Here is a 12748-nt window from a genome sequence, read left to right as displayed (position 1 = left end):
TTTTGCGTTTGGTGACTTATTCGCACCTTCCTTAGATGATTGCAGAATTTTTTATCAACGATTCAACAATATCGCTGCGTGTTTTCCCCTCGGCAGCAGCTCGCTTATCCAGCTCGGAAATTGCAGCGTTGGTCAGGGAGAGGGTAACTGCTCGTTTCCTGATTTTCGTGAGGCTGACTGTTTCATCGTTTATATCAGATGCATCGTGTTTTTCGATAGCCGTTTTCATATGGGAGATATCTTTCTTTGTTAAGTTCCCCGTGTCTGTAAGCTGATATGAGTGGGTGCTTTTGCTGTACTTGATAGTAACATTGTAGGTTTCGCGCAGATCTCGAAGGCTGCGGGTTAGCGTCGCCTCAGAACATCCAAGATCTTCAATGATTTTTGTTGCAGAAACATGTTTTTCTGAAAAAAGCGATATCGCTAAAGTGAATGCCCGTTTCTGTTTTGCGCTTAACATCATTCGTAAATTACCGTTTTAAAATAGCTTGAGGATCACTGTGTTGTGATGATTGACTGAAAAATAAATGTTGCTGTCATTTTCCGGTTTGGGCTGAATGCATTTATTGCCTCTATCGGATCTATCGAGTCCAGTGCAGAAAAATTAATATTTAAAAAACGAGCCCGGTCTGCCATGCATTCGATAATGTAGTCATCGACCAAGTAACCGGTGGCTTTGCTGATCCGCTGAGTAAATCCACAGATGCTGACGTTCTCGAAAGGTAGTGCGTACAGGGTCGCTCCAATCAGCCGAAGTAAAATGCCATGCACATGACGGGCATAAGCCTCCCTGATTGCCTTCTGAGTCATTTCCTTCTCGACAATCTGAGTACCTTGGCGATTCAGAGCAAAGGTCGCTTGCGGCAGATCTTCAATCTCTGGCAGGTCAACATCGATCCGGGTCAGGGACTCTTCTGGATTTACTTCGAAAGAGATGACGGTCTCCCGAGGCCAATCCATCTGCTTCAATACTTCATCCAAAATCGCCTCAAAAAAGGCTGTGTCACTGGCGAAGCGAATACCTGCCTGCGCTACGGATGCACTCATCGTTTCTTGGTGACGGGTTGATTCACTCTGCCAAAGTGCATACTGCTCGGCCCATGCAGCGCGTTGGCTTTGATAGCGCTGCTCTGTCAGCTTTTTCTCTCTTTCCCAGTCCTGTACAGCTCGCTCCCAGTTTGCGAGAGCAAGCGTCTGCCTCTCTTGTCTATCCGCATCGGACTCGAAAAGCTTTTTAAAAAAACCAGCTCCCTCTTCGCCTGTCGGTTGAACAGGGGGAGGGGGGATCTCCGGCTTTGCTGGCCGGATAGGAGCCTCGACGGAGTATGGCTGACTGGCTGCTTTTAAATAATGTTCGCGCAGCTCGTCCATGCTATGCCCAAGTGTCGGATCCGGGGTCATGGTATGGACATTGATCACCTGCTCAATCACGGTATTCATCTGCTCGGCAGAGGCCAGCAGCGAACTACGTAACTGTTCTTTCGTTTCGGCACTAGCTCTTGCCGCGTTGTTTGATGAGGCAGCAGCTTTATCAAGTCTGGTTCGATAACTCAGACCCGTGCCAGCTAGCCCTATGTTTGCGTAGGTGCCGCGACTACCAAAGGAGATGGACGCTCCCCTCGGGCCGACACTTAAGCTAGGGCTACCATTACTGAGGTTCAGTCGAACGCCCGGAATAATGGTAATGCTGCGACGAAATCGAAAGCCCATTGATGTTACCCGTGTTGAGCCTGCATCGAGGGTGAAGCTGCGGCAGGTGAAGGTGCTTGAGCCACACCGAAGTAGTGGACGCGATCCAAAATGCTTTGTGCCCAACGGCGATGTGTCGCCGGTTCACACATGGCACCACCAGCTTTGAAGACGGCCTTGGAGGAATTATTAATACGCAAAGCGTCCTCGTGGTCAAGGGAGCTGACCATCAGGGCTTTTTGAATAATCCCGATCTGATTCGGATGAATAGCAGTCTTCCCGACCAAGCCATGGGCGACATCAAGGGCCAGCTCTTTCTCCAAGAGACGGTGGTCATCAATGTGCTCGCAAACAGGTGCAGTCAGGGCAAACCCTTTGGGGCCAAATACCGCGACGAGCATTTTGATGACATACCCCATGGGGCCGTCATAGAGGGTGAACTCGCGAGACCGACGCAGCGATACACAGTTCATCAGGTCGTTGCCGCCGATACGCAATGCGATGATCTTGTCACGGCATTCATGGGTTTCCAGTGCAGCCACCAGCTCTTGCATGGCATTGACATCAAAAACATCTTCAGTTTCCAGTGTCGGCATCCAGTGAAGGTGAGTATTCGCCAGCATGGCTGACCAGTCTGCCAAGCTAGCAAGGGTGAACTTGGGCAGCACAAAGCCATCTACAGCGCTCAGATCGTATTCATCGACCAACTGCTGACCGATTTTCTCGTTACGAGGCCGGATGAAGATCAGCGGCCAACCGATCAGGCTGTGGCACTGCTTTTCCTTCGACAGGGCCACCAGCATCCCCTTGAGGTTTTCCATGGCAGCAGCTAAGTCCTGCTCGGTCACAGCATCCTCAAGACAGATAACCAGTGAACGCAGTCCGACAATTTTACCGGTCACGATGGTATCAACGATGTCATGGCGGGTCGCGGGCATGTACAGCGTCGCCCCAAGACCATAAGCAGAGATTCCTTTTTTCATTCAGATCACCTTTTTAATAATGGTCACGGCGCGATACTGACCAATCAGATCACCGACTTCTGTGATTTCAATGCCTTTCTCTTTGGCGAGATAGACCAACAGAGAGACATCGGGGTCATTGATGGAACGCACGAGCACATGGTCTGGTACTCGGCGCAGGACAGCACGGGTCGCTTCGGCGATCCCCGGCTTGATGCGGTTTATGCTGGAAATTTCGAATCGGTCGGCCAGCATTGCAATGACGGCCTTGCTCTGCTCCCAAAGTTGAGCCTTCACCGGGGCCAGTGCAGCGACATCGATAGGGGAGACGAGCATCTTGTCAGAGCGGCAGCATTCCTCAACCGCATCAGCCAGCGCCAGACCGCATTCATACTCGGTCAGATGGTTGCACACCATGCACTGATGGAACCCTTCTTCGCTGTAGAGAGAGCGGGAGATCATGCCAGATACGGGCGCCCCCATGATACCGAACGGGATCAGCCAATCGTCTTCAGTGGCAGACATCCACGCGCAGCCGCACGGATCGGCCAGTACCACAAGCCGGGGTTGAGCTGGATAGCCAGCGCGGCCAGACAGGGCCTTGGTCAGCTCTTTGGTGATGGCGCCTTTGCCTGTCCAGCCATCGACCCAGACGATGCCTTCAGTGCCATGGCGCTGCTCGATAACAGAGAGGGCCGCTTCGTCAATCCCGCGATCACGGATGATGCTGATGCCGTAGTGATAAGACTCCTTACCCAGCATGGTCAGAGCGCGTTGCAGCATGACCCCGAGCGGCACACCTGCTCGCACCAGACTTGCCAGTACAATCGGGGTGTTACCGTACTCTTTGATTAGCGAAACAGCCAGCATCATCACTTCGGTCGCCAGACGCTTGGCTCCGATGGTGGTCGCCTTGCTGAACAGATCGAGGTGGTAGGCGGTCGGGGCAGGCTCTTGACTCAGCATGTCTGAGTAGTGCTTCTTGCCCGACTGGATCAGGGCCTCTTTTTCCTCAACGGAGGTCAGTTCGATGGTGACAGGAGTCAACAGGAATTCGACATCACCTTCACGGTAAGAGCCGGTAAAAACGGGTTTAGTGGTCACAGGTTACTCTCCAAAAACGTTGGTCTTGATGGCATCAACAAACTGGCTTTGCTTCGGCATACCAAACCAAGAACAGAGGCGAAGGAAGCTGAAATCGGTCAGGCTGTCGCCAAGGCCGATGGTGGGGAAGGTGCCGCGCTCTGCCCGCAACTTGGTCAACAGGTGTTGAGCTGCGAGTCCTTTTTCAATGCAAGTCGGTAGCCACGCGATGTTGTTGCTATTGCGGTGGACATAGAAACCATCTGTCCCGAGAATTTCTTCAACCTCATCGCCAATGGCGTTGAGTTCATGCAGCTTTGTACTGTCGGTATGCTTCATTACCAGATAGATGGGCATATCGTCGTATTCATAATTGATACGTGCCCATGCTGCGATGCCGCGCTCAGCCATCAATTCCGTAATGGCCTCCTGCATGTCCAGCAGGCGCTGACGATAGGGTTGTAGAGCGGTTGTGATGTGCTCTTGCCACTCTGGATCGCACTTGCCATCCGGGGTCAGGATGACCGCGCCGTGGGTGGTGATCGCCCAAGAGGTAAAGGGGATCTGCACACGCGAAAATTCTTCAGTACCACGGGCAGTGACGGGGATAACTTCGGCATTTGCCAGCAGCCAATCGACCAGCATGGCTTGCTCTTCGTTCATGTAGCTGCGCGGGCTCAAGCTGCGATCCAGTGCCCCGACACGGAAGGGCTCTTGTGCCAGCTCATTGACCATTTTGCGTTTGGTCTGAAACAGTGTGTCGTCCAGATCGGGAAGAACAACAGGTCGAACGATGGTATTGGTCATGGCTGGGTTACTCATAGGTAATGATCTCAACGTGGTTTGCGATAGCCTTCAGTTCTGTCAGCAGCAGCGGATCGAGGCTGTAGGCAGGTGTCTCGCAACACAGATAAATTCGGTCAAATCGCTGGTGGGCGATGTTGTAGGCAAAATTCGGGATCCCCAGACCGTAGTTATCGGTGAAAGTGATTGCAGATTTGATGGCGTGACCAATCGCAATAGGGGAACGCGAGGTTGAGCTGAAATAGACGTCAGCACCCTGTTTTTCCAGCTTTTCAGCCAGCAAGAAGGGCTGCCAGACAAATTCGCTGGTGCCAAGTACCAACACCTTGTCAGTCGGGGAGGCTTCGATATGCAAACCAATCCGGCAGAAGGTCTCATCCATTCCCAAACGGCCCCAACACTGAGGGCCGACGATATCAACAGCTCCCTTGGCTGTTACATTCACGCTCGGCATGACAGGACTGCTGGCTTGCGGATCTGCTTCCCACGACCATTTGCCTTGAGTGAGAGAGATGGAAGTGAGTGCAGGTACATCGACTTTATCCATCAGGGCATCCTGACTCCAGTCGGTCAGGGTGACGGCTACCAGATGTTCAATGCCATCCAGTCCCGCATCCACCAGTGCGGCATAGAGGTTGGCAAAGGTGTTGCCCGTCGTAGCCTCGTCGTCGATCAGTACCAGCGTTTTCGCTTCTTCTACACGTTCAGCCAGTGTCGGGTCTTCCGGCCAGTAGATAAGGTGATCGGTCGCATGAGAGTGATTTTCTTTAAACTCGCACAGCAGATCACCGTCAACCGGATGGCGGGTTGATGTCAGAAACACAGATTCAGACAGGGAAGCGCTGGCTTCCTGATATACCCCGGCAGCAAGGCCGACAGCGGTTTCGGCCATCCCGATAAACAGGACAGGCTCAGGCAGATCATCAGGCATTTGAGACGCGAGCGTCTTGTAGCTGTCTCGCATCACGTTTGGCTTGATGGGGATATGGCGACCCAGCAATTTGCTGACAAACAGAAACGCCCGCTTCGGATTACGACGCTCGGCAATTTCAAATAAATCGTCCAGCGGCGCAGATTGCTGACTGACAACGGTCACTGTGCCAGTTGACAGTTTGCGCTGGAAAACTTGCTCGTGATTACTCATGCCTGAGTGCCTTCGATTTCTTTAATTTCGGAACCCTGTTGCACAGGGAGCGCAATAACGCTGCTCACAGAGCGCACGACCGTAGGAGTAAAGCCGTCTTTGCCCATGGCAATCGCAGTCTCTTGGTCAATCAGCCCCAGTTTGCGCAGGGCAAAGATGCCGGGCAGGTTGATTCCGCAGGAGCGGGAATAGCAGATCCCGCCAGATGGGCGCATGTTGATTTCAAGCAGCAAGGGCTTGCCCTCGCTGTTGTTGCGAGTTTGGACGTTGACCAGCCCATCAGCTCGCATCAGTTCGGCACAGGCTTTAGCTAACTCGAAAGCTTCGCCGGATTGCTCAATGTATTGCAGGGGGCCTTCTTTACGACGACTTACCGCCGCAATGACTTTGCCCTGCTCGACCAACATATCGACCGAGCGCTCCGGGCCGACCAGATAGGGCATCATCACCATGGACTCGGGCAGCTTGTTCGGGGTTTCACTGCGCATCGCCGAGACATAGGTGTGAGGATGAACACGACGATTGTCAGGGTTGCTGAAAGCGGCCATCGGGCCAACCGAAGGGTCAAGGATCCAGAAACCAATCCCGTAAATGCCGACGACCGGCTTGATACAGGACAGCTCCCCCTCAACGAGCTTCGAGCTGATTTGGCTTTCCAGCTCGGAGACGTCATTGATCTGCACGGATGGCACGACAGGCAGCTTATATTGCTCCATGAAATGGGCGTAACGTACTTTGTCGTCGGCCAGTGAAATCATATCGAGATCCATCGAGCCAGTGGTGAGAGAAACCCCCAGAGATTCGATCTCCTGACGGCGCTCTTCAAACCAATGGCAATTACGGCCAGTATGAATTGCAGCGACGTTAAACTTCGCCACTACATTTTTAATAAACTCCAGACGCTCTGAATCCTGTTTTGGCTCAGTCAAAGAAACATCGGCTACCGAGGTGATTTCGGGACGATTGCCTCGATGTGAAGCGATCACCTTAAATGCATGACCTAGTTTTTCACGCATATCCGTTACAGCAAGGACAATATCTCGCTGGGAGGACAATCCCTCCATGAACCAAATAGACTTGAGCATTGCGTTGACCTTTAAAAAGCAGAAAGTAAGAAAGTTCTTTTCGTGGGGTTACTGTATGCTCGCTGATGATTAAAGTCAATCATATTTTGATTGACTTCATCTTGGAGACATGACGACTATATAAAGCAGAGGAAGGGCAGATGGTAGGGCGTTAGGTTTTAATGTTGACGATGGTGCAACATGCCTTACTTCCTAAAGATGATGTCCAGCCATTTATTAGTGAAAGCTTAAGTAAACTTGCCGTTCGCTTGATATATCAGCTTGAGTAACGCATTTTTTTTAAAAATTCATCAAGTTGTAAAATTAAAAAAAATGAATTCAAAACGTGAAAAATTGCAAAAAACTCGGTCAGATTATGATTGACCTCAATCTGTGGGATGGCTAACAATAGACGCATTCGGTTCATACCCATCCGAGACAAGAGTTGCTGCAAGTGTTAAAAGGTATTGCTCGAAGCTCGGTATGTCGTCTTGTGAACAATGACGATATTTTTAAATCAGATAAGGAAGAGTAACAGATGAATTCAGTATCTCTTGCAAAACACCAAACCATCTCGCTGGCAAAGCAGTCTGGCGCGGCGCTCACCAAGCTCGAATTCGGTTTGGGCTGGGATCCGGCCAAGGCAAAGAGCGGCTTCTTCGGAAAGATGTTCGGTGGCGGTAGCAGCGACTCAATCGATCTGGATGCCAGCGTCGTGCTGCTGGATGCGCGTGGCAACAAAATCGATACCGTCTGGTTCCGTCAAACCAAGTCCAAGTGCGGCTCTATCAAGCACAGCGGTGACAACCTGACAGGTGAGGGGGATGGCGACGATGAAACCATCTACGTTGACCTGACCAAGCTGCCGAGCAATGTGGAACACCTCGCATTCACCGTGAACAGCTTCCGTGGTCAAACCTTTAATGAGGTTGAAAATGCCTACTGCCGCGTCGTTGACCAGAATGGCAAAGAGCTGGCGAAGTTCAAGTTGACCGAACAAGGTAGCCACACTGGGGTTCTGATCGCCTCGCTCGAACGCAAGGGCGGCGAGTGGGCCTTTACCGCTCAAGGTATGGCCTGTACTGGCCGCACCATCGATGACATGTACACCCAGATCCTCGCGCAACTGGTGCAGTAATGGAACTCATCCAAGGGGGCAACGCCCCCGTTCCAACCCAACCGCTGATCGTGCGGGTGCTCTCGGGCGCTGACGTGGATGTCTCGGCTTTCCGCCTCTATGCCAATGGCAAGGTGCAGGATGGCGTGGACATGATCTTCTACGGTCAACCTCGGAGTGATGATGGGGCCATTGTGTTGGCTGGTGGGGCGCAAAATACCTCATTCAACATCAACCTCGGCGCTATTCAACCGTCAGTGCAGAAGATCGCTTTTTCCGCCACGGTAGATGCCGGGATGGTGATTGCCAGTCTGCGCACCCTGAAAATTCAGGTTGAGCAAGGGGGCACAGTGCTGCTCTCTGGCGAAGTGCCGATGGTCGGTCGTAATGAAGCGGCCCTGATCTTGGGTGAGCTGTACCGCCGAAACAACGAGTGGAAGTTCCGCTTCGTTTCGCAAGGGTTCAATGGTGGCCTCAAGCCGCTGGCTGAGCACTTTGGCGTAGTGGTATCGGATGATCAAGCGCCGCCTCCTGCTCCAAAACCGGCCCCGGCCCCGGCCCCGGCCCCGGCCCCGGCCCCAACCATCAGCCTGCAAAAGGTCACGTTGAGCAAAGAGAAGCCAACCGTGAGCCTGACCAAGCAGGGGGACAAGTTCGGCAATATCCGCATCAACTTGAACTGGCATCGCGGCACCAAAAAGAGTGGGTTCGGCTTGGGGATGTTCGGCAGAAGCAATCAGATCGATCTTGATTTGGGGGCGTTTGTTGAAACCCAAGATGGCAATCGTCATGTGGTGCAAGCCCTTGGTAATGCCTTCGGAAGTCTGAATCGCTCACCCTTTGTTGAACTGCAAGCAGATGATCGGACGGGTGACAGCGCTGATGGCGAATGGATGTTCGTCAATGGGGCACAATGGGACAACATCAAGGAAGTCCTGATCTACGCCTTTATTTATGAAGGTGTACCGAGCTGGGAAAATACCGATGGTGTGGTCACGCTGCATATTCAAGGTCAGCCGCCTATCGAAACACACCTGACAGAGGGGGATTCAGGGCGCGGAATGTGTGCCATTGCAAGGCTGGTAAATGATCGCGGGACTATTAAGGTTGAACGGATAAACCGTTACTTCAATGGTCACAAGAATATGGATGATGCCTTTGGCTGGCGATTTCGCTGGACTGCCGGAAGCAAATAATCCACCAATCCTTAATGGGGGTCGTATGTCGTTTTTTGATAAGGTTCGCAAGACCTTTTCCGAAGGTCGCGCCGAATTGGTCGCACAAGTAGGGCGTTTTAAAAATAAGAAGTTTATGGAGGGCACTGTCGCCGTCTGTGCTTACATCGCCACGGCATCCAAAGGCGCTGATAGCGGTGAAAAGCAGAAGATGATGGGGTTCATCAAGAATTCTGATGAGCTGAAAGTCTTTGATACCAGCGAAGTGATCGCGTTTTTCAAAAAACTGGAAGACGGTCATCAATTCGACGCCGATATCGGCAAGGGCGAGATGATGAAATATATCCTCGCGCTGAAGGGTGATGAAGGCGCTGCGCAATTGGCGCTCCGGGTAGGTGTTGCTGTTGCCAAAAGTGATGGTGACTTCGACAGCGCAGAAAAGCAGGCTGTCAAAGAAATTTGCATGGCCCTCGGGTTTGACCCGAACGACTATCAACAGTAATTAAGGAAAAGAAAACATGGGTTCTACGCATATTGGCTTCCCGCTTGAAACAGTTGCAGTGTTCGTGCTGCTATCTGTTGGGGCAATCCTCATCGATCTGTTCATGCACCGTGATGACAAACCCATCCCGTTGAAGAGTGCTGTACTGTGGTCACTTTTCTGGGTAGCCATCGCGTTTGCGTTCGCAGGCTTCCTGTACGTGCATCACGGCGCGGAAGTGGCAAGTTTGTTCGTCACCGGTTATGCCCTCGAAAAAGTGCTTTCCGTTGATAACCTGTTTGTCATGATGGCGATCTTCTCTTGGTTCTCTGTGCCGGACGGTTATCGTCACCGGGTACTGTACTGGGGGGTGATTGGTGCAATCGTGTTCCGTGGCATCTTTGTTGCCATCGGTACTGGCCTGCTGGCGCTCGGCCCTTGGGTGGAACTGGTCTTTGCTGCCATCGTAGGCTGGACGGCTGTCATGATGCTGCGCAGTGGCGATGACGAGGACGAGATCGAGGACTATTCCCAGCATCTGGCATATCGGATGGTGAAGCGCTTCTTCCCCATCTGGCCGAAACTCAGTGGTCACGCTTTCCTGCTGAAGCAGTCTGAAGTTGATGCTGAGCTGGCTAAGCCGGAAAATGCGGGAATTCAGGTCGGTCGTGTCGGTAAGGCAGCATTTTACGCAACCCCCCTGATGCTCTGCTTGGCTGTGGTGGAACTGTCGGACGTCATGTTTGCCTTCGACTCCGTACCTGCCGTCATTGCAGTAAGCCGTGAGCCTCTGATCGTCTACAGCGCCATGATGTTCGCCATCCTCGGCCTGAGAACCCTGTACTTTGTGCTGGAAGCGCTCAAGCAATACTTGGTGCATTTGGAGAAAGCGGTAATCGTGCTTCTGTTCTTCATTGCCATCAAACTTGGCCTGAATGCGACAGCACATATCTTCCACCACGACTACACGATCTCTGCTATGGCAAGCTTGGGTGTTGTTCTGGTAGTGCTTTTCTGTGGTGTGTTTGCGAGTTTCATCTTCCCCGAAAAGAAAGATGAGGCGGAAGAAGTAAAACAGCAAAACTGATTTTTTTAAAACATCAAAAGAGGGTAATTTCGATGACTACTGTTGTTTCTCTTTCAAAAGGCGCCAACGTATCTCTGACCAAAACTGACCCGTCCATCAAACGAGTGCTGGTCGGGCTGGGCTGGGACGCTCGTTCCACCGACGGTCAGGATTTCGACCTTGATGCTTCGGCGTTCCTGCTGAGTGCATCGGGTAAGGTTCGCTCTCCGGCTGACTTCATCTTCTACAACAACCTTGCGAGTGTTGAAGGTTCGGTGAAACACACTGGTGACAACCGTACTGGTGAGGGGGATGGCGACGATGAAAGCCTGAAGATCAACTTGGATCTGGTGCCCGCCGATGTCGCCAAGATCGTGTTTGTCGTCACCATCCATGATGCTGCTGCTCGTGGTCAGAACTTCGGTCAGGTCAGTGGTGCCTTCATCCGTCTGGTCAACGAAGACACCCAAAAAGAGGTCACTCGCTATGACCTCTCTGAGGATGCTTCCACCGAAACCGCCATGCTGTTCGCAGAGCTGTATCGTCACAACGGTGAATGGAAGTTCAAGGCAATCGGTCAAGGCTACAAAGGCGGTCTGTCTTCGGTCTGTGCCGAGTATGGCGTCAGCGCAGCCTGATAAATATGTGAATCAGAAAATGATGTAAATGTTTTTTCCACCTATCTTCTTTCACGTATTGCTTTTGGTGTGGCGCGTGTTGTTGTTTGGGCATGAATTCAAGTAGCAATATCAGTGCGCTAAAAATCGTTTAAAAATGCAATAAATAGAAGGGGGGGGCTCCCCCCTAAATCAGGGGACTTTCCCCAAATCAAATCGGGAGTTTTAAAATGGGTGTATCTCTGCAAAAAGGCGGTAACGTTTCTCTGACCAAAGCTGATGCCGGTCTGAAAGTGGTAATGACTGGTCTGGGTTGGGATCAACGTGTAACTGACGGCTCTGCGTTCGACTTGGACGCCTCCGTCTTCATGGTTGGCGAAAACGGCAAAGTTCTGTCAGATGCAAACTTCATCTTCTACGGCCAAAAAACCAGCCCCTGTGGCTCTGTCGAACACCAAGGTGACAACCGTACTGGCGAAGGCGCTGGCGACGATGAGCAAGTCAAGATCGACCTCTCCAAGGTGCCTGCCGACGTCAAGAAGCTGGTCTTCGCCGTCACCATCCACGAAGCTGAACAGCGCAAGCAAAACTTCGGCATGGTCTCCAATGCCTACATCCGCATGTCCAACAACGAAAGCCAAGTAGAACTGGCCCGCTTCGATCTGTCCGAAGATGCGTCCGTGGAAACCGCCATGATCTTCGGCGAGCTGTACCTGAACAACGGCGAATGGAAGTTCAAGGCCGTTGGTCAAGGTTTTGCTGGTGGCCTGCCTGCTCTGGCGACTGCCCATGGCGTAAATCTGGCTTAATAGGCCAAAAAAGAATTATTCAGGGGCAACCATATGTTGCCCTTTTTTATATTTAATTTCAGGGGAAACTTATGGCAAGGAATAATCGAGCTAATGAAGAGATGATGAAATATGCATTCATAGCTCTTGGAGTGATTTTATTTCTCCCGTTCATGTTGTTTTCATATCTTCACTATAGCAGCATTAAAAAACGCCACATAAAGGGCTCCTGCACCCAGCGGGTGTATGATGTTGGTTTGCTGTGGAGAAGTATCATATTCAGCTCAGGCATTATCACCACTGGCCTTATTGCCATGTTTTACACCAATAGCTATTTGCTTTCGGCTATCCCTCCTGAATATGCGAAGGTGCTTTTTGGCGTTGACATATTGGTTGTGATTGCCTCTTTGTATCCAATTAAAAAGATGGCAGAGCGAGTGGCAGTACGATATTTCGGGGTTATCTTCGACGACAATGACAAGAAGATGGTAATCCCGGCTGATCTTGAAAATTCAAGTTTTGGCGAAAATCTTCGTTTGAACTTCATCAGGAAGATGGGGGATTATGAGGAGATTTATATTAAAGATATTTCTAGCGTCACGAGAGAGAAAGGCGTGAACTTTTATATTCATGGGCACTTTGGTTCGAGAAAAATCAACTTCAGCAATAAACAGAAGCGCGATGAATGTCTATCTGCCTTGCAGGCCAGAACTTCTGTAAGGTTTGGGCGAGATCTCGGGTATTGATTTATTAATAGC

Annotated in this window: 14 protein-coding genes; 7 read left to right on the top strand and 7 right to left on the bottom strand. The window is 51.4% G+C overall.

The annotated features are described in order from the left end of the window. Positions 1-31: 31 nt before the first annotated feature. The 7 genes from I6L32_RS01675 to I6L32_RS01645 are packed head-to-tail and all read right to left on the bottom strand — an operon-like array spanning position 32 to position 6767. Positions 32-463: a helix-turn-helix domain-containing protein gene (locus I6L32_RS01675; RefSeq protein WP_113721932.1), complete on the bottom strand. Its 432-nt coding sequence runs from the start codon at positions 461-463 to the stop codon at positions 32-34. Between the two features lie 32 nt (positions 464-495). After that, positions 496-1710, bottom strand: coding sequence for a DUF4236 domain-containing protein (locus I6L32_RS01670; protein ID WP_113721933.1), 1215 nt, complete (start codon positions 1708-1710; stop codon positions 496-498). 5 nt (positions 1711-1715) lie between these two features. Further along, positions 1716-2672: an HpcH/HpaI aldolase/citrate lyase family protein gene (locus I6L32_RS01665; protein ID WP_216944562.1), complete on the bottom strand. Its 957-nt coding sequence runs from the start codon at positions 2670-2672 to the stop codon at positions 1716-1718. Next, a complete protein-coding gene (locus I6L32_RS01660) occupies positions 2673-3755 on the bottom strand; it encodes a cysteine protease StiP family protein (protein ID WP_216944561.1) in 1083 nt (360 codons plus the stop codon). A 3-nt stretch (positions 3756-3758) separates the two neighbouring features. Then, positions 3759-4541 carry a hypothetical protein gene (locus I6L32_RS01655; protein WP_254203870.1) on the bottom strand — a complete coding sequence of 261 codons (783 nt, stop codon included), beginning with the start codon at positions 4539-4541 and terminating at the stop codon, positions 3759-3761. A gap of 7 nt (positions 4542-4548) precedes the next feature. Beyond that, positions 4549-5682 (bottom strand): phosphoribosyltransferase domain-containing protein, encoded by a 1134-nt coding sequence (locus I6L32_RS01650; RefSeq protein ID WP_216944559.1) that lies wholly within the window; start codon positions 5680-5682, stop codon positions 4549-4551. Then, complete coding sequence (locus I6L32_RS01645; protein ID WP_113721938.1) at positions 5679-6767, bottom strand: ATP-grasp domain-containing protein; 1089 nt, start codon at positions 6765-6767, stop codon at positions 5679-5681. Before I6L32_RS01645 ends, I6L32_RS01650 begins: the two co-directional genes overlap by 4 nt. Positions 6768-7284: 517 nt before the next feature. Here I6L32_RS01645 and I6L32_RS01640 point away from each other — a divergent pair. The 7 genes from I6L32_RS01640 (at position 7285) to I6L32_RS01610 (ending at position 12736) form a co-directional block, all read left to right on the top strand. Further along, the gene (locus I6L32_RS01640; RefSeq protein WP_113721939.1) at positions 7285-7884 is read left to right on the top strand and encodes a TerD family protein; all 600 of its coding nucleotides are present in this window, start codon (positions 7285-7287) and stop codon (positions 7882-7884) included. Then, a complete protein-coding gene (locus tag I6L32_RS01635) occupies positions 7884-9059 on the top strand; it encodes a TerD family protein (protein ID WP_216944558.1) in 1176 nt (391 codons plus the stop codon). Before I6L32_RS01640 ends, I6L32_RS01635 begins: the two co-directional genes overlap by 1 nt. Next, positions 9013-9540: a tellurite resistance TerB family protein gene (locus I6L32_RS01630; RefSeq protein ID WP_270668022.1), complete on the top strand. Its 528-nt coding sequence runs from the start codon at positions 9013-9015 to the stop codon at positions 9538-9540. The genes I6L32_RS01635 and I6L32_RS01630 overlap by 47 nt, the downstream gene beginning before the upstream one ends. 16 nt (positions 9541-9556) lie before the next feature. Continuing rightward, complete coding sequence (locus tag I6L32_RS01625) at positions 9557-10606, top strand: TerC/Alx family metal homeostasis membrane protein (protein WP_113721942.1); 1050 nt, start codon at positions 9557-9559, stop codon at positions 10604-10606. A 32-nt stretch (positions 10607-10638) separates the two neighbouring features. Then, the gene (locus tag I6L32_RS01620) at positions 10639-11223 is read left to right on the top strand and encodes a TerD family protein (protein WP_113721943.1); all 585 of its coding nucleotides are present in this window, start codon (positions 10639-10641) and stop codon (positions 11221-11223) included. A 209-nt stretch (positions 11224-11432) separates the two neighbouring features. Further along, a complete protein-coding gene (locus I6L32_RS01615) occupies positions 11433-12011 on the top strand; it encodes a TerD family protein (RefSeq protein WP_113721944.1) in 579 nt (192 codons plus the stop codon). Between the two features lie 71 nt (positions 12012-12082). Continuing rightward, positions 12083-12736 (top strand): hypothetical protein, encoded by a 654-nt coding sequence (locus I6L32_RS01610; RefSeq protein ID WP_149153937.1) that lies wholly within the window; start codon positions 12083-12085, stop codon positions 12734-12736. Positions 12737-12748 lie beyond the last annotated feature (12 nt).

The organism is Aeromonas sp. FDAARGOS 1402 (assembly GCF_019046925.1).
GTDB classification, from domain to species: Bacteria; Pseudomonadota; Gammaproteobacteria; order Enterobacterales; family Aeromonadaceae; genus Aeromonas; species Aeromonas caviae.
Note: the sequence above shows the minus strand (reverse complement) of the source record. Positions and strands in the feature narration are given on the sequence as shown.